Consider the following 16,389-nt stretch of genomic DNA (forward strand, 5'->3'; position numbering starts at 1 on the left):
CCGCCCTGGCAGCAAAAGAACTCCGCGAAGCCATCGCATAACCCCACCCCGAACCGTGTACTGCCCGCACAAAACACCACCGCGGGCAGTACACGGCCACCGCACCTGCTTTTGGAAGTTAGAACCCACAATGTCTCTCACGTACGTTGACTCACCTTCTAGGTCCAGGCGCAATTCGTTGCGGGATCCGCGGGACCGCCGTTTGAACCGGATTGCGGGTCCGTCGTCGTTGGTGCTCTTTGGGGTGACGGGCGATTTGGCGCGGAAGAAGTTGATGCCGGCGGTGTACGACCTGGCGAACCGGGGGTTGTTGCCGCCGAGTTTCGCGCTGGTGGGCTTCGGGCGCCGGGCGTGGAGTGATGAGGATTTCGCCGCCCAGGTGAAGTCCTCGGTGCAGTCTTATGCACGTACACCCTTTGATGAGGCGGTGTGGAACCAGCTCGCCGAGGGCATCCGGTTCGTGCAGGGCGAGTTCGACGACGACGGCGCGTTCCAGCGGCTCGGTGACACGGTCAAGGAACTCGACGACGTCCGCGGCACCCGCGGCAACCACGCGTTCTACCTCTCGATCCCGCCCAAGGCGTTCGAGCAGGTCTGCCGGCAGCTGTCCAAGCACGGGCTCGCGCAGGCCGACGGCGACAAGTGGCGCCGCGTGGTGATCGAGAAGCCGTTCGGGCACGACCTCGAGTCCGCCCGGAAGCTCAACGACATCGTGGAGTCCGTGTTCCCGCCGGATGCGGTGTTCCGGATCGACCACTACCTGGGCAAGGAAACGGTCCAGAACATCCTGGCGCTGCGCTTCGCGAACCAGCTGTTCGAGCCGTTGTGGAACGCGAACTACGTGGACCACGTCCAGATCACCATGGCCGAAGACATCGGCACCGGCGGCCGGGCAGGGTATTACGACGGCGTGGGCGCAGCCCGCGACGTCATCCAGAACCACCTGCTCCAGCTGCTGGCCCTGACCGCGATGGAGGAACCCATCTCCTTCAACGCCGATGACCTGCGCGCCGAAAAGGAAAAAGTCCTCGCCGCCGTCAAGCTCCCCGAGGACCTGTCCACCCACTCCGCGCGCGGGCAATTCACCGGCGGCTGGCAGGGCGGGGAACAGGTCCAGGGCTACCTGGAAGAAGAAGGCATCCCCGCGAACTCGACCACGGAAACCTACGCGGCGATCCGGGTGGACATCCACACCCGCCGCTGGGCCGGGGTCCCGTTCTACCTGCGTGCCGGGAAACGCCTGGGGCGGCGGGTGACGGAGATCGCGGTGGTGTTCAAACGCGCCCCCAACCTGTTGTTCCGGGACCACACGGATGATGACTTCGGCCAGAACGCCGTGGTGATCCGGGTCCAGCCCGACGAGGGCGCCACGATCCGGTTCGGGTCAAAGGTCCCGGGCACCCAGATGGAGGTCCGGGACGTGACCATGGACTTCGGCTACGGCCACTCCTTCACCGAATCCTCCCCCGAGGCCTACGAGCGGCTGATCCTGGACGTGCTGCTCGGTGAGCCGCCGCTGTTCCCGCGGCACGAGGAAGTGGAGCTGTCCTGGAAGATCCTTGACCCGTTCGAGGACTACTGGGCGTCCTTGAAAGAGCAGCCCGAGCCCTACGCCCCCGGCAGCTGGGGCCCCGCCTCGGCGGATGAGTTGCTGGCCCGTGACGGACGAACCTGGAGAAGGCCATGATCGTAGACCTGCCCGATACCACCACCTCGAACGTGTCCAAGAAGATCATGGCCCTGCGCGAGCAGGGCGGGGTGATCGCGCTGGGCCGGGTCCTGACCCTGGTGGTCGTGACGAAGTCCGGGCTCGAGGAAGAAGCGATCGAGGCCGCGAACGAGGCCAGCCGGGAACACCCCTGCCGGATCATCGTGCTCGCCGACGCCGGGAAGGACCACGCGGACCGGCTGGACGCGCAGATCCGGGTCGGCGGGGACGCCGGCGCCTCCGAAGTGATCGTGCTGCGCGGCTACGGCCAGCTCGCGCACGAGTCCGAGTCGCTGGTCGCGGCGTTGCTGCTTCCGGACGCCCCGATCGTGGCCTGGTGGCCGCACGGTGCCCCGGAAAACGCCTGCGAAACCTCCATCGGCCGCATCGCGCACCGCCGGATCACCGACTCCGCAAATGAACCCGACCCGCAGGCCGCGCTCGAAAACATCCGCGCCACCTACAAAGCAGGCGACACCGACCTCGCCTGGACCCGCCTCACCAACTGGCGCATCCAACTCGCCGCAGCCCTGGACCAGGCCAGCTCAACCGCGGTACTGGCCGCCGAAGTTGAAGGGGCCCCGGATTCCCCAAGCACGCTGCTGATGGCAGCCTGGCTGAACACCGCGCTGAACGTGCCCGTGACCATCGTGCCGGGCACCCCCGGAACGGGCCTCCGCCGGGTCCGCCTCACACTTCCCGACGGCGACATTCAACTCCTCCGCCCCGGACAAACCGTCGCTGTACTCACCCAGCCGGGCCAACCCGCCCAACGCATCTCCCTCCCGCGCCCAAACCTCCGCGACTGCCTCGCGGAAGAACTCCGCCGCCTGGACCCGGACCACGTCTTCGGTGAAACAGTCGCCCAACTGGGGCGGGCAAACCTCATGGCAACCTCGCAGGATTCCGGTGCTGTGCTGAACCCGCGGCAGGCGTGCCTGGTCCCGGCTTGATTGGTACAGGTCGACGGCACTCGGGACAGAACGGTGGCGGCACAACAACACATCCGGCTTATGGCCACCCATATCACCGCCGAGTCACGGGGTCCGGCCGGATCCATGAAAGGAAACCAAGCAATGGTCCATAAAGTTAAAGCGGTGGTAGCCCGGGAGAAGGATGCCCCGGTTTCGCTGGAGACCATCCTGGTGCCGGACCCGGGGCCGGGGGAGGCGCTGGTGGATATCTTGACCTGCGGTGTCTGCCACACGGACCTGCACTACAAGCAGGGCGGCATCGGCAACGAATTCCCGTACCTGCTGGGCCACGAGGCCACCGGCGTGGTCAGCGCGGTGGGCCCCGATGTGACGTCCGTAGCCCCGGGTGACCGGGTGATCCTGAACTGGCGCGCGGTCTGCGGCCAGTGCCGGGCGTGTGCCAAGGGCCAGCCGCAGTACTGTTTCAACACGCACAACGCCACCCAGAAGATGACGCTGGAGGATGGCACCGAACTTTCCCCCGCGCTGGGCATCGGTGCGTTCGCGGAGAAGACCCTTGTGGCTGCCGGGCAGTGCACCAAGGTGGACCCGGAGGCCGACGCCGCGGCGGTGGGCCTTCTGGGCTGCGGTGTGATGGCCGGCATTGGTGCCGCCATCAACACCGGCGAGGTCAAGCGCGGCGAGTCCGTGGCCGTGATTGGCTGCGGCGGGGTGGGTATCGCCGCGATCGCCGGCGCCAGGCTGGCGGGTGCGACGACGATCATCGCGGTGGACATCGACGATAACAAGATCGAAATGGCCAAGTCCCTGGGCGCGACCCATGGCGTGAACTCCCGGCAGGAGGACGCGGTGGAGGTGATCCGTGCCCTCACCGGTGGCAACGGGGCGGACGTGGTGATTGACGCCGTCGGCCGTCCCGAAACCTACAAGCAGGCGTTCTATGCCCGCGACCTCGCCGGCCGGGTGGTGCTGGTGGGCGTCCCGACGCCGGAGATGCAGCTGGAGCTGCCGCTGCTGGACGTGTTCGGCCGGGGCGGTTCGCTGAAGTCCTCCTGGTACGGCGATTGCCTGCCCTCCCGGGACTTCCCGATGCTCGTCTCGCATTACAAGCAGGGCAACCTGGACCTGGACGCCTTCGTCACCGAACGCATCAGCATTGATCAAGTGGAGGAGGCTTTCGAACGGATGCATAAGGGCAAGGTCCTGCGTTCGGTGGTCGACCTGACGCAGAGGAGTGCAATCTAATGGCCGTCAGGATTGAGAACGTGGTCACCTCGGGGACGTTTTCGCTCGACGGTGGCACCTGGGACGTGGACAACAACGTCTGGATCGTGGGCAACGACGAGGAATGCGTGATCATTGACTCCCCGCACGACGCCGCTACGATCATCAATCAGGTCCGCGGCCGGAAGGTCAAGGCCATCCTGCTGACCCACGCGCACAACGACCACATCGGCGCTGCCCGGGAAGTTGCCGTCGCCGTGGGTGCCCCGATCTACCTGAACCCGGAGGACCTTGTGCTCTGGGAGCAGGTCTACCCGGACTACGAACCTGACCGTTACCACGGAGACGGAGACGTGTTCGAGGTGGGAGAAACGGCCCTGTTGGCAATTCACACGCCCGGCCATTCCCCTGGCTCCACGTGCTTCTATCTCGAAAGCGAAGCAACGGTCTTCACCGGGGACACGCTGTTCAACGGCGGCCCCGGCGCCACCGGCCGGTCCTACAGTGATTACCCGACCATCCTGGCTTCCATCCGGGAGCGGCTCCTGGTGCTGCCGCCCGAGACTGTGGTCCGCACCGGCCACGGCGACGACACCACCATCGGCGCCGAGCAGGAAACTCTTGCCAAGGTTCCGCAGTAGGCAGCAATTTCACCAGGAGTGAGTAAGTGAGGCGCGCCGGGAATGCCCGGCGCGCCTCTGCTGGTGTCAAAAAGCAGCGTTACCGGAGTCCGTGGCTGTGGGCCAAGGCGATAGCTTCGGTTCGTGACCCGACGTCGAGCTTCCTGAACAGGTTTCGCACGTGGAACTTGACCGTGTTCTCGCTGATGCCCATTGTTGAGGCGATAGTACGGTTGCGGTGTCCGGCGGCGAGGTGCTGGAGTACCTCGAGTTCCCTTGCGGCAAGATTCCATCCCGCTACATCTCCGGTGGGGCGGGCGGGCGGGTCCAGGGGGAGTGATACGAAGATGTCGGCCCCCCAACCGGACATGACGTCCATCCGCAGCTGTCCGGAGAGCGCTTGGACCCGGCGTTGCAGGCCCACGATGCTCGGCGTTTCGGCGGTGAGTGCACCGCCTCCGTCATCTCGCACGTTGATCAGCAGGTTTCCGCCATCGCAGTCCCACTGTGTCCGGATTCTGGTGATGTCTGTTTGTTCCATCATGGCCAGGACAAGTCCGCGGACGATGGCACGGGCAGCATGGGCGATCTCGCCGGGGAGGGCCCTGCCATTCAAGGGTGGTTCGATGAATTGGACGTCAATGCCGCTAAAGCCCGTGAGCGGCCGCAAGTCTTCCCGCAGCCGTTCGAAGGCTTTGGCGACGGGCTCTTCTGCTATGTCTGTTGTCCGGTCACTAAGGGTCCTTAACCCGAGGAGGGCCTTGGCAGTGAGTTCTATGACGGTTGTGCGGGCAGCTGCATCGTCCAGGGACGCCGAGCGCAGGGCTGCCATGAGGGTTTCGAGAGTGGTCGAATGCAGATCGGTCAGTTCGGCCGTCACACGGATGCGTTCAGCTGATGCTGCCCGGGACTCCAACAAGTACGACGGCGGTGCATCCGCCACTTTTTCCTGGATTCGCCGCGCCGCGATGCGCCATAGGAACGTCACAAGGTCCAGGTTGGCGTCATCTCCCGAACCGGTGGGGGAGGGATCGGTGAGGACGAGGAGGGCCTGGCTGGCGGCATGCTTGTGAGCTAGCACCTGCCGGGGTTTGCCGGCCAGGTCGGCTTCCCCAAACCAAGGCGTTTCGTCGGACAGGGTGGCGCGAAGCTCGTCCAATTCCGGGATGCTGACACGGGAAATGATGTCCTCCGCACCCGCCTTCTTCTGGGGCCTGCCAGTACAGTCCTCGGTGAAGATGACCAGCGCACTGCTCTTGATGTAAGGCAGGGTGGCGTTACGGAGCCGTTCCGCTATTTTGGCCAGTGGGGCATCAGCCAGGGCAGCAACGGTCTGCAACAGTGGCCATGGCAGGTCTGTAACGGTCATGTCATCTTCCTAGTGGCTGGTCGAGGAGAGGTGGATCACACCACCCAGTCCTAAAGTATAGTAAAAACTGCCAGAAAACAGGATTACTGCTACCCCTTTGTTTCGCGATGATGGATCTAACCGAAAGTTCATGTGGTCGTGCAAGGCCAAATCATTCAAACAAAGGGGATTAATAGTGAACCCGACAGCAAATGCCGTACTCACCCCGCGTCCTGATACTGCTGTACTGGACTGGACGTCCCAGGACCAGCGCGCGGTGGACACACTCCGCGTCCTGGCAGCCGACGCCGTTGAGAAGGTAGGCAACGGACACCCGGGGACCGCGATGAGCCTGGCTCCTGCTGCGTATCTCCTTTTCCAGAAGCTGATGCGCCACGATCCGCGCGATCCGGACTGGATCGGCCGTGACCGGTTCATCCTGTCCCCGGGGCACTCCTCGCTGACCCTCTACAGCCAGCTGTTCCTGTCAGGCTACGGCCTGGAACTGGAGGACCTTCAGGCGCTGCGGACCTGGGGGGCACTGACCCCCGGCCACCCGGAGTACAAGCACACTGCCGGTGTGGAGATCACCACCGGCCCGCTGGGCCAGGGCCTTGCATCCTCGGTGGGCTTTGCCTACTCCCAGCGCCGCCAGCGCGGCCTGTTCGACGCCGATGCCCCCGCCGGCGAGAGCCCGTTCGACCACACCATTTGGGTCATTGCCTCCGACGGCGACATCCAGGAAGGCGTGACCTCGGAGGCTTCCTCCCTGGCCGGCCACCAGGAACTGGGCAACCTCGTCGTCATCTACGACGAGAACCACATCTCCATTGAGGACGATACCGACATCGCCTTCACTGAGGATGTCCTGAAGCGTTACGAAGCCTACGGCTGGCACACCCAGCGCGTTGACTGGACCGAGACGGGCGAATACGTCGAAGACGTCCAAGAGCTCTACTCCGCGCTGCTGGCGGCCAAGGCTGAGACCTCCAGGCCGTCCATCATCTCGTTGCGCACCATCATCGGCTACCCCGCCCCCAAGAAGCAGAACACGGGCAAGATCCACGGGTCAGCCCTGGGCGCCGATGAAGTTGCAGCTCTGAAGGAAGTGCTGGGCTTCGACCCCGCCAAGTCCTTCGAGGTGGATGAGGACGTCCTTGCCCACGCCCGCAAGGTTGTGGACCGCGGCGCAGCCGCCCGCTCCGAATGGGAAGAGTCCTTCTCCGCCTGGCAGTCCGCCAACCCCGAGGGCGCCGCCCTGCTGGAGCGCGTCGAAGCCCGCCGGCTGCCCGCCGGACTCGACGCCGCCCTGCCTGTCTTCGAGGCAGGTAAGGACGTCTCCACCCGCGCCGCGTCCGGCAAGGTCCTGAACGCCATCGGACCGGTCATGCCGGAACTCTGGGGCGGTTCAGCCGACCTCGCCGAGTCCAACAACACCACCATCGAGGGATCGCCGTCGTTCATCCCGGCTTCCCGCTCCACGGAAGCCTGGAAGGGCAACCCCTACGGCCGCGTCCTGCACTTCGGCATCCGCGAGCACGCCGCCGCCTCGATCGTGAACGGCATCAGCCTGCACGGCAAGACCCGCGCGTTCTCAGGGACGTTCCTGATCTTCAGTGACTACCAGAAGCCGGCCATCCGCCTCGGCGCCCTGATGGGCGTCGGGTCCATCTATGTGTGGTCACACGACTCCATTGGACTGGGCGAGGACGGCCCCACCCACCAGCCGGTGGAACAGCTCTCCACCCTGCGTGCGATCCCGGGCCTGGATGTTGTTCGACCGGCCGACGCCAACGAGGTTGGCATCGCATGGAAGACCATGCTGCAAAACCACAGCAACCCGGCCGGCATCGTCCTGACCCGCCAGAACGTTCCGACTTTCGCCCGCGGCGAGGGGACCGCCGAGGGTGACACGTTCGCTTCCCCGGCAGGTGTGGGCAAGGGCGGCTATGTCCTGGCCGAGGCATCCAATGGCGGTGCCACCGTCCCGGCCCAGGTGCTCCTGATCGCCACCGGCTCCGAAGTGCAGCTGGCAGTCCAGGCCCGCGAAGCACTCCAGGCCGAAGGCATCGCCACCCGTGTCATCTCCATGCCGTGCGTTGAGTGGTTCAACAAGCAGGACGCTGCCTACCGTGAGTCGGTCCTCCCGTCCGCGGTCAGGGCGCGTGTCTCCGTTGAAGCAGGACTGGCCCTGGGCTGGAAGGAATTCGTCGGTGATGCCGGCCGTTCCATCAGCCTCGAGCACTACGGCGCCTCCGCTGACTACAAGCGTCTCTTCCAGGAGTTCGGCATCACGGCGGAAGCAGTCACAGCCGCCGCTAAGGTCTCCCTCGCAGGCCTGCAGGCCTAACAACCGATTTCAGGAGAAAAGACAATGACTACTCCCACCCAACAGCTCTCCGACGCCGGAGTATCGATCTGGCTGGACGATCTTTCCCGAGGCCGGCTCTCCAGCGGCGGGCTGCAGAAGCTCATCGAAGAGAAGAACGTGGTTGGCGTGACCACCAACCCGTCCATCTTCCAGGCCGCGATAACTTCGGGCACCGACTACGACGCCGCCATCGCCGGGCTTGCCGCGCGGGGCAGCAGCGTGGAGGAGACGATCTTCGAGATCACCACCACCGATGTCGCGGACGCCTGTGACCTCTTCGCCCCTATCGCCGCCGCGACGAACGGCGTTGACGGCCGCGTGTCCATCGAGGTGGACCCACGCCTCGCCTGGGACACCGCCGGCACCATCGCCGAGGCCAAAGAACTGTTCAAGAAGGTCGACAAAGACAACGTCCTGATCAAGATCCCGGCCACCCTTGAGGGCCTTGAGGCCATCACTTCCGTTCTGGCCGAGGGTATCAGCGTCAATGTGACCCTGATCTTCTCGCTGGAGCGCTACCGTGCCGTCATCAACGCCTTCCAGGCCGGCCTGAAACAGGCCAAGGAGAACGGCCACGACCTCTCGAAGATCCATTCGGTGGCGTCCTTCTTCGTTTCGCGTGTGGATACCGAGATCGACAAGCGCCTCGACGCCATCGGCACCGACGAAGCCAGGGCGCTCAAGGGCAAGGCAGGCGTCGCCAACGCCCGCTTGGCTTACCAGGTCTACGAGGAGCTGTTTGCCACTGAACGCTGGGCAGTCCTGGCTCAAGCCGGCGCCCGCCGGCAGCGGCCGCTATGGGCCTCCACCGGTGTGAAGGACCCCGCTTACTCGGACACCCTCTACGTCACCGAACTCGCCGCCGTCGACGTGGTAAACACCATGCCCGAGAAAACGCTGGACGCCACTTTCGACCACGGCGTGATCACCGGCGACACGATCACCGGCACATACGAGGAAGCACAAGGTGTGCTCACCGCCATCGAGCGCCTCGGCGTCTCCTACAACGACGTCGTCACTCTCCTGGAATCCGAAGGTCTGGACAAGTTCGTGGCCAGCTGGAAGGAACTGCTGGCCGATGTTGAGGGCGCGCTCTCCAGCGCCCGGAAGGCATCCTGAACCATTGAGTGCGCCCTGCGCGGGACCCATAGGGGTCCCGCGCAGTGGCCGCAGATCAGAAAGGCGGACACCATGTCCAAGCCACCCCTAAATTGCTGTATCAATCCCAGCATCCTGTCGGCCGACTTCGTCAACCTCGAAGCAGAGCTTGCCCGCATCAGCAATGCCGATGCTGTCCACGTGGACGTTATGGACAACCACTTCGTCCCGAACCTGACCATCGGCCTGCCTGTCGTGGAAAGGATCCAGAAGGTCAGTCCTGTGCCGCTGGATGCCCATCTGATGATTTCCAATGCTGACACCTGGGCCCCCCAGTTCGCTGACGCCGGGATTGCCTCGGTCACCTTCCATGTTGAAGCATCGGTTGCACCGATCAAGCTTGCCCGTGAGCTTCGCGCCCGGGGCTCGAAGGCCGGCATGGCCCTGCGCCCTGCCACGCCGGTGGAACCGTACCTGGACATGCTTTCCGAACTGGACATGCTGCTGATCATGACCGTTGAACCGGGCTTTGGCGGCCAGGCCTTTTTGGACGTGATGCTGCCCAAGATCCGCCGGGCTCGCGCCGCCGTCGACGGTTCAGGGGTGAACGTAGCCATCCAGGTGGACGGCGGCATCACGGAAGAAACCATCACCCGTGCCGCCGAGGCCGGCGCCAACGTCTTTGTCGCGGGCTCGGCCGTGTACGGCAAACCTTCCCCTGCTGAGGCAATCGAGTCGCTGCGCGCGAACGGCCAGCTTGCCTTCGCATAGCAGCAGGCCGCCCCATCACCGTTACCAATCTTGAAGGACCCATAATGCGCGTTCACATCGCAACCGACCACGCCGGCATGGAGCTCAGCTCCCATCTGATCACCTCGCTCGCAGCCAGCGGCTACGAGATGGTGGACCACGGACCGGCCGCCTACGACGCCGAGGACGACTACCCCGCATTCTGCATCAACGCCGCCGCCGCCGTCGTGGCCGACCGGGCGGCAGGCATGGACGCGCTCGGAATCGTGCTGGGCGGCTCCGGCAACGGCGAGCAAATCGCCGCAAACAAGGTCAAGGGAGTCCGGGCAGCCCTCGCGTGGAACCTCGACACAGCCAGGCTCGCCCGCCAACACAACGATGCCAACGTGGTCGCCGTCGGAGGCAGGCAGCACAGCGTCGAAGAGGCCACGGAACTGGTCAAAGCATTCCTGGCAGAACCATTTACTAATGCCGAACGCCATGAGCGCCGCATCGGCAAAATCGCTACCTTCGAAACCACGGGCGAGATCGTCGAATAACCCCCACCAACAAAACCCCGGGCCAAGGTTGTCGTCAACCCTGCCGCCAGCCATCCCGGAAAGTTCTCCCGCTGCTTAGACCAGTCGGGGATCCCAACACCGACTCTCCCGTCCCGGGGGAGCAACCCAGAAAGGAAGATTCACATGAGCATAACTTTCGAGCCGACCGCCCTCTTCCAGGGGAAGCTGGACGAAGCACCGCTCGGTCCACCCCTGGCCGAAGTGCTGGGCGACGAGATTCCGACGCGGATCACTATCCCCTTTACCAGCGATGATTCCCGGATCCTCTCCGGAGTCTGGGAAGCTGACCCAGGCCTTTCACGATGGGAGTTTCTGGAGCGCGGCGAGTCGATCTACGTCCTTGAAGGCCGCATGGTGGTTACCGAGGATGGCGGAGAGCCGACTACCGTAGAGGCCGGAACCGCAGCTATCTTCCCCATCGGTTGGAAGGGCACCTGGGAAATCCAGGAGCGCATCAGAAAATTCTTCGTCATTTTCACGCCCTGACCCAGGGAAACTGTAAGGCCTGGACACGTGCCAGGCCTTACAGTTTGTAGCCATTCATACAACGACAGGGGAGCGCCGCCATCCGGCACTGGCCATGGCCGGGGACCGCAGGTGGGCGCTGAGAGTGCGGACAGCCGCAGACCCTCGAACCTGATCCGGCTAGTACCGGCGCAAGGGAGTCGAGTTCTCGAAGTCCGGTAACGGCAGTAGCCGCGTGCCGTGCTTTCCCCTCCTGTTTCCCAGGAGGATTTTTTCATGAGCACTGCAGCAATCAAGAAGACCACCAGCAAGTCCTGGCGCGTCGTGGACATCGTGGTGGCGGCCCTGATCGCCATCGCCGGCGGCGTGATTTTCTGGGCCTGGTCCCAGGGCGCGGCCGCGGTCTCCGGGCCCATGAACGCGGTTTACCCGCCCCTGACCGGCCTGATCGCCGGCGGCTGGATGATCCCGGCAGTGCTGGGCATGCTGATCATCCGCAAGCCCGGCGCGGCATTGTTCTGCGAGACCGTGGCAGCCACCGGTGAGCTCCTGATGGGCTCGCAGTACGGCGCCTCGGTGCTGTTCTCAGGCTTGGTCCAGGGCCTGGGCGCTGAAATCATCTTCGCGATCATCGTTTACAAGAAGTTCAACCTGCCGGTGTCGCTGCTGGCCGGTGCTGCCGCGGGCCTGTTCTGCGGCCTGAACGATTCCTTCGCGCCGTGGGGCTGGAACATTGCGTACTCCGGCGGTGACAAGCTTGCCTACATCATCTTCACCGCGATTTCCGGCGCGGTCATCGCCGGTGCCCTGTCATGGATCGCGACCCGTGGCCTGGCGAAGACCGGGGTCCTGAGCTCCTTTGCCTCGCGCAAGGCAGCCACGGAGTCCGTCCTCTCCTGAGGCCTGAAAGGTTAGCTGATGACCATCACCACCGAAATGTGCGTGGACAGCGATCCGTTGATCATTGACGGAGTCGAAATAACTTCGCGGCTCATTATGGGCATTGGCGGAGCCCCCAGCCTGGACGGACTCGGAAGCGCCCTCGTTGCTTCTGGGACCGAGCTGACCACCGTCGCCATGCGGCGCTATTCGCCGTCGGAGGCCGGTTCCTTATTCCAACTCCTGCTCGACCACAAGATCCGGGTGCTGCCCAACACCGCAGGCTGCTTCACGGCAAAAGATGCGGTGCTCACCGCCGAAATGGCGCGCGAAGCATTGGAAACCGACTGGGCAAGCTCGAGGTGATAGCTGACGAGCACACCCTGTTGCCCGATGCCGTGGAACTGGTCGATGCCACGGAGCAATTGGTCAACCGCGGCTTCAAGGTATTCGCGTACACCAACGATGATCCGGTCCTGGCCCTACGGCTCGAGCATCTGGGAGCCTCCACCGTTATGCCCCTTGGCTCACCCATCGGCACGGGCCTGGGCATCCCGAGCCCGCACAACATCGAGCTGATTGTGTCCCGCGCTTCCGTGCCCGTCGTGCTCGACGCTGGCATCGGAACCGCCTCGGACGCGGCCTTTGCAATGGAACTGGGGTGTGACGCTGTCCTGCTGGCTACAGCTGTCACCCGGGCACAGAATCCGGTGCGCATGGCCACCGCATTTAAACACGCAGTCCTCTCTGGAAGGCTGGCGAACCGCGGCGGCCGCATACCCCGCCGCGAGCATGCACTGGCGTCATCACCCTTGGAAGGACGAGCCGAGTTCCTGTAACGGGGTGCAGGCACCACCGACTGCAAGCCGTCCAAAACGGTAGGTAAAACCATCCTGATACAGCGTTTCCCACGACCACACATGACGGGATCATGGATGCCGGGAAGGAGCAGAGATGACGACACAAACGTCCGTCCGGCTGCTCCGCGCCGGTCTGGTGGGATCCCTGATTTTCATTCTCGGTGCGGGCGGACACCTCGCTGGTGGCGGTCACGCGCCCCGGCCCGAGGTCATGGCCGCGCTCTTCGTTGTGACCTTGGTTCCGATAGTGATGCTTTCCTCACACCGGTTCTCGGTACCTGGGCTTCTTTGTTCGCTGGGCGCCGGCCAAGGGTGGCTGCATTGGTCCCTTGACGCTCTCGGCCCCGGACAGCACCCCACCTCGGCTCTGCTGTTGCCCGCTTCCCGCATGCCGGACACCTGCCGGCTCCTGGCACAGACACTTCCGTGGGGATCGTCATGTCTTCCGCTGACGCAGCGAGCGGATGGCTGATGTTCACTGCCCACGCCGTTGCCACTCTGGTCACAGCGCTGCTCCTGGCTCGTGGCGAGGATGCGTTGCGCCTTGTAGCCACCTTGCTTGAGCCGCTCGTGCGACTCCCTGACTTCATCGCCTTGCCGCCGACGGTCCGCACCCGGTGGCGCACCGACGTCGTAACTTCCCCGGCAGCCGCCTCGCTGCGACTTCCTACCCGGCGAGGTCCGCCACCAGCCGTCCCCGCGGCCACCTGAGTACCCGCCTTCCGTCTGGAACACAGGAAACCAGGGACCGGCCGCCGCCGACAACAGGCGTGCGCCCCATGCCCCGCCTGGGTTTCTTGACCTCACCATCCCTTAGTTCCGCGAAAGGCATTCTGCCATGAAGACATCACCTCGCCGTACCCTTAGCACCGTCGCCGCCACAACATTGGCTGCCGGGCTGGTGGCCCTAAGCACAGGCACAGCTTCCGCCCACGTCCGCGTCGACCCTGACGGCACAGCCGAGGGCAGCTACACCCAACTAACCTTCCGGGTGCCAAACGAATCCGAAACGGCCAGAACCAGCAAACTCGAAATCTCCCTGCCCACGGAGACGCCATTCACCTCCGTCTCCGTGAAGCCCGTGGTCGGGTGGAAGGCAGAGGTGGTGAACAGCGAACTGCCGCAGCCCGTCACCGTCAACGGCGCAACCGTCACCAAGGCGCCGACCTCCGTCATCTGGACCGCGGATGAAGCTCACCAGATCGGTCCGCATGAGTACCAAACCTTTTCCATCTCGGTCGGCGTGCTGCCCAAAGCCGGTACTGAACTGATCCTGCCTGCGTCCCAGACCTACACCGACGGGAACACCGTGAAATGGGAACAGGAAACCAGCGAGAGCCAAGCCGAGCCAGAATACCCGGCCCCCGCCTTCACCACCACGGCAAAGACGGATGGCCACTCACAGGGCAGCACTGCAACTCCCAACGCCCACGTTCCGGCCGCGGCTGCGTCCAGCATCTCCGCTGCCACTGATGCGGGATCGGCAGTAGGATGGCTCGGCCTTGCAGCAGGCTGATCGGGCTGATCACCGGTGTAACTGCCCTCGCACGTACGCGCACCATTCGTCGAGGAGATTTAGATGAGCGATAAATTGCGTTGGGGCGTGCTCGGCACCGCCCGTATCGTCCGTAAGACAATCCCGGCGCTGCAGGAGGCGAAGAACGGGGAAGTCGTTGGCATCGCCTCCCGCACCGAGGGAAAGGCCAGGGAATACGCGGACAGGCACGGGATCCCGCAGGCGTTTAGCTCCTATGGCGCGCTTCTTGCTTCCCCGGACATCGACGCTGTGTATATTCCGTTGCCGAACGCACTCCACCTCGAGTGGATACTGAAGTCCTTGGACGCAGGCAAGCACGTACTCTGTGAAAAACCACTGGTGACCAGCGCCGCCGAATGCGATGAGGTTAGACAAAAGGCCGAGGAGACCGGGCTTAAAGTCCTGGAAGGCTTCATGTACCGCTTTCACCCGCGTTTCGAAAAGCTGCAGGAACTGCTCGCGGGCAATGCCGTAGGCAAACTGACCTTTATTCACGTCGGGCATTCGTTCGACGCCGGCAGCGGTGACAACATTCGCTGGTACAGCCAGCTCGGCGGCGGCGCACTTTTCGACACGGGATGCTACTGCGTCAACGTCAGCCGTATGGTTACCGCCCAGGAACCGAGCCGAGTCAACGCATTCGGCAACTACCGCGACGCCAACGACGAGGGTCGAATCGACACCAGTATTGCGGGCATACTGCGCTTCCCCGGCAGCGTAACAGCGCTGTTCGATACCGGAGTAAACCTCGAACGACGCAACTTCCTGGAACTGACCGGAACCGAGGGCCGCCTCTACCTCGATAATCCGTTTGGCCTTCTTGAGGAGGATTCGGTTCTGGAGGAGCACCACTTCGGAAAGGACACGATTTATCACAAGATCAAGGGAGAAAATCACTTCGTACGGATGAGCGAACACTTCTCTGACAGCGTCCTGAACGGTACTCCGCTCCGCTACGATCTCACGGACGCGGCCAACAATGCCCGGGTGCTTGAAGCCCTCGATCGGGCGGCACGCAACGAAGAGGCGTTCCGCTCCGACTGAAACAGCTGTGGCACTGTCATAGCGGTGGGTGACCAGCAAGGAGACCCTTTCGGTCGTTGACTCTCCGCGTTGCCGCGGTTAGCGGCAGAGTTGTCCTCAGACGCCGGCCCTGGTCAGCAGTGCATCAAGCGTCATGAAGAACAAGGCGCGGTGGTCGGCCGCCGTTGGGTCGGTCAGGTATTGAAGGGCCGCCCCGTCGTAGATCATCAGGAAAGACCTTACGAGCTCAGGGATGCCAATACGGCACTCGTCGCCATTGCTTTGGGCTGCCGATGAGAATATGCCTCCCAGCTCCACTTCGTAGGCAGGATAAATCTTCGCGGCCAGCGGGCTGACGGCGGCGCCGCGTGTTGCCCACAAAATGAGCTCGATCTCAGCAAGGAGACTGCCCGGCTCTTCTTCCAGTGCTCGCCAATAGCCTTTAGCCACTTGTTCCACCGCATTACGAAGGCCTAGGTGGGCCGGGACGTCCCCGGAAAAGCTGCTCAGGTTTTTTAGCCAAGCCTCGGCGGCCGCCTCCATGAGCTCTTCCTTACCGCTAAAGCAATAATTGGCAGTGGCCAAGGGAGCATTGGCCTCTTTAGCAATGGCGCGCATGGTTACAGACTGAACACCCTCGCGCCTCATAAGTTCCACGGTTGCTGAAATCAGCTGTTCTTTTCGATCTTTTGAGGACACCCGCATAATTCACTCTCCAGTCTCGCGTTCGGCGGCCCTCCTGGGGCACCTCTTAAGACTATGGCCTGGCGAGTGAAAGGTTCATTTCCTGTCTAGAACGCTTGACCCGAACTTGTGTTCGTTTCCCTTAGTGCCCATAATTTGCCCGGATTTCGAGAGCTTTTAGGAAACACTTCCACCACTCCACGCAGTAACCGAACTGGTTCCTCCCCACGAGAGGTGCCGTTGTCGATGCCACGAAGGTCATGAGGTAGAAGTAGTAGGGCTGACTCGTACACGTGGCAGGCCGCCGCCTGGTAAGCCCAGCCGACG

Annotated in this window: 15 protein-coding genes, 1 pseudogene and 1 riboswitch; of the genes and pseudogenes, 14 read left to right on the forward strand and 2 right to left on the reverse strand. The window is 63.6% G+C overall.

Going from position 1 to position 16,389, the window contains the following annotated elements:
- Positions 1–130: 130 nt before the first annotated feature.
- From zwf to AC5RUO_RS00020, 4 genes are all read left to right on the forward strand, one after another.
- On the forward strand, positions 131–1,687 hold the full coding sequence (zwf, locus tag AC5RUO_RS00005; protein ID WP_494102451.1) for a glucose-6-phosphate dehydrogenase: 1,557 nt from the start codon (positions 131–133) through the stop codon (positions 1,685–1,687).
- Positions 1,684–2,661: a glucose-6-phosphate dehydrogenase assembly protein OpcA gene (locus tag AC5RUO_RS00010; protein ID WP_494102452.1), complete on the forward strand. Its 978-nt coding sequence runs from the start codon at positions 1,684–1,686 to the stop codon at positions 2,659–2,661. The genes zwf and AC5RUO_RS00010 overlap by 4 nt, the downstream gene beginning before the upstream one ends.
- Before the next feature lie 123 nt (positions 2,662–2,784).
- Positions 2,785–3,888, forward strand: a complete 1,104-nt coding sequence (locus AC5RUO_RS00015; RefSeq protein WP_494102453.1) for an S-(hydroxymethyl)mycothiol dehydrogenase — start codon at positions 2,785–2,787, stop codon at positions 3,886–3,888.
- Entirely contained in the window at positions 3,888–4,508 is a 621-nt protein-coding gene (locus AC5RUO_RS00020) for an MBL fold metallo-hydrolase (protein WP_494053410.1), read from the forward strand. The genes AC5RUO_RS00015 and AC5RUO_RS00020 overlap by 1 nt, the downstream gene beginning before the upstream one ends.
- 79 nt (positions 4,509–4,587) lie before the next feature.
- Here the strand turns inward: AC5RUO_RS00020 and AC5RUO_RS00025 are convergent, their stop codons facing one another.
- Entirely contained in the window at positions 4,588–5,856 is a 1,269-nt protein-coding gene (locus tag AC5RUO_RS00025; RefSeq protein WP_494053411.1) for a helix-turn-helix transcriptional regulator, read from the reverse strand.
- 175 nt (positions 5,857–6,031) lie between these two features.
- Here AC5RUO_RS00025 and tkt point away from each other — a divergent pair, with 175 nt between their 5' ends.
- From tkt to AC5RUO_RS00075, 10 genes and pseudogenes are all read left to right on the forward strand, one after another.
- Positions 6,032–8,185 carry a transketolase gene (tkt, locus tag AC5RUO_RS00030; protein WP_494102454.1) on the forward strand — a complete coding sequence of 718 codons (2,154 nt, stop codon included), beginning with the start codon at positions 6,032–6,034 and terminating at the stop codon, positions 8,183–8,185.
- A 24-nt stretch (positions 8,186–8,209) separates the two neighbouring features.
- Positions 8,210–9,325 (forward strand): transaldolase, encoded by a 1,116-nt coding sequence (gene tal / locus AC5RUO_RS00035; protein WP_494053413.1) that lies wholly within the window; start codon positions 8,210–8,212, stop codon positions 9,323–9,325.
- A 72-nt stretch (positions 9,326–9,397) separates the two neighbouring features.
- Positions 9,398–10,075 (forward strand): ribulose-phosphate 3-epimerase, encoded by a 678-nt coding sequence (rpe, locus tag AC5RUO_RS00040; protein ID WP_494053414.1) that lies wholly within the window; start codon positions 9,398–9,400, stop codon positions 10,073–10,075.
- 44 nt (positions 10,076–10,119) lie between these two features.
- Entirely contained in the window at positions 10,120–10,593 is a 474-nt protein-coding gene (locus AC5RUO_RS00045) for a ribose-5-phosphate isomerase (RefSeq protein WP_494053415.1), read from the forward strand.
- A gap of 144 nt (positions 10,594–10,737) precedes the next feature.
- On the forward strand, positions 10,738–11,100 hold the full coding sequence (locus tag AC5RUO_RS00050) for a cupin domain-containing protein (RefSeq protein WP_494053416.1): 363 nt from the start codon (positions 10,738–10,740) through the stop codon (positions 11,098–11,100).
- Between the two features lie 56 nt (positions 11,101–11,156).
- A riboswitch (TPP riboswitch) is annotated at positions 11,157–11,295 on the forward strand.
- A 60-nt stretch (positions 11,296–11,355) separates the two neighbouring features.
- Positions 11,356–11,979 (forward strand): ECF transporter S component, encoded by a 624-nt coding sequence (locus AC5RUO_RS00055; protein ID WP_494102455.1) that lies wholly within the window; start codon positions 11,356–11,358, stop codon positions 11,977–11,979.
- An 18-nt stretch (positions 11,980–11,997) separates the two neighbouring features.
- Positions 11,998–12,797, forward strand: a pseudogene (locus AC5RUO_RS00060) (thiazole synthase).
- Between the two features lie 459 nt (positions 12,798–13,256).
- Positions 13,257–13,529 (forward strand): hypothetical protein, encoded by a 273-nt coding sequence (locus AC5RUO_RS00065; protein ID WP_494053419.1) that lies wholly within the window; start codon positions 13,257–13,259, stop codon positions 13,527–13,529.
- Positions 13,530–13,656: 127 nt separating this feature from the next.
- Positions 13,657–14,334, forward strand: coding sequence for a YcnI family copper-binding membrane protein (locus tag AC5RUO_RS00070; RefSeq protein ID WP_494102456.1), 678 nt, complete (start codon positions 13,657–13,659; stop codon positions 14,332–14,334).
- Between the two features lie 63 nt (positions 14,335–14,397).
- A complete protein-coding gene (locus tag AC5RUO_RS00075) occupies positions 14,398–15,399 on the forward strand; it encodes a Gfo/Idh/MocA family protein (RefSeq protein WP_494053421.1) in 1,002 nt (333 codons plus the stop codon).
- A gap of 96 nt (positions 15,400–15,495) precedes the next feature.
- On the opposite strand, the gene AC5RUO_RS00080 is transcribed toward AC5RUO_RS00075, so the two are convergent.
- Positions 15,496–16,083 carry a TetR/AcrR family transcriptional regulator gene (locus AC5RUO_RS00080; protein WP_494053422.1) on the reverse strand — a complete coding sequence of 196 codons (588 nt, stop codon included), beginning with the start codon at positions 16,081–16,083 and terminating at the stop codon, positions 15,496–15,498.
- Between the last annotated feature and the right edge of the window lie 306 nt (positions 16,084–16,389).

It is taken from the genome of Arthrobacter sp. Y3221087 (assembly GCF_059089905.1).

Excerpts from the sequence above, each read along its gene's own strand:
- zwf (WP_494102451.1), top strand. The coding sequence starts at position 131 with ATGTCTCTCACGTACGTTGACTCACCTTCTAGGTCCAGGCGCAATTCG.
- AC5RUO_RS00010 (WP_494102452.1), top strand. The coding sequence starts at position 1,684 with ATGATCGTAGACCTGCCCGATACCACCACCTCGAACGTGTCCAAGAAG.
- AC5RUO_RS00015 (WP_494102453.1), top strand. The coding sequence starts at position 2,785 with ATGGTCCATAAAGTTAAAGCGGTGGTAGCCCGGGAGAAGGATGCCCCG.
- AC5RUO_RS00020 (WP_494053410.1), top strand. The coding sequence starts at position 3,888 with ATGGCCGTCAGGATTGAGAACGTGGTCACCTCGGGGACGTTTTCGCTC.
- AC5RUO_RS00025 (WP_494053411.1), bottom strand. The coding sequence starts at position 5,856 with ATGACCGTTACAGACCTGCCATGGCCACTGTTGCAGACCGTTGCTGCC.
- tal (WP_494053413.1), top strand. The coding sequence starts at position 8,210 with ATGACTACTCCCACCCAACAGCTCTCCGACGCCGGAGTATCGATCTGG.
- rpe (WP_494053414.1), top strand. The coding sequence starts at position 9,398 with ATGTCCAAGCCACCCCTAAATTGCTGTATCAATCCCAGCATCCTGTCG.
- AC5RUO_RS00045 (WP_494053415.1), top strand. The coding sequence starts at position 10,120 with ATGCGCGTTCACATCGCAACCGACCACGCCGGCATGGAGCTCAGCTCC.
- AC5RUO_RS00050 (WP_494053416.1), top strand. The coding sequence starts at position 10,738 with ATGAGCATAACTTTCGAGCCGACCGCCCTCTTCCAGGGGAAGCTGGAC.
- AC5RUO_RS00055 (WP_494102455.1), top strand. The coding sequence starts at position 11,356 with ATGAGCACTGCAGCAATCAAGAAGACCACCAGCAAGTCCTGGCGCGTC.
- AC5RUO_RS00065 (WP_494053419.1), top strand. The coding sequence starts at position 13,257 with ATGTCTTCCGCTGACGCAGCGAGCGGATGGCTGATGTTCACTGCCCAC.
- AC5RUO_RS00070 (WP_494102456.1), top strand. The coding sequence starts at position 13,657 with ATGAAGACATCACCTCGCCGTACCCTTAGCACCGTCGCCGCCACAACA.
- AC5RUO_RS00075 (WP_494053421.1), top strand. The coding sequence starts at position 14,398 with ATGAGCGATAAATTGCGTTGGGGCGTGCTCGGCACCGCCCGTATCGTC.
- AC5RUO_RS00080 (WP_494053422.1), bottom strand. The coding sequence starts at position 16,083 with ATGCGGGTGTCCTCAAAAGATCGAAAAGAACAGCTGATTTCAGCAACC.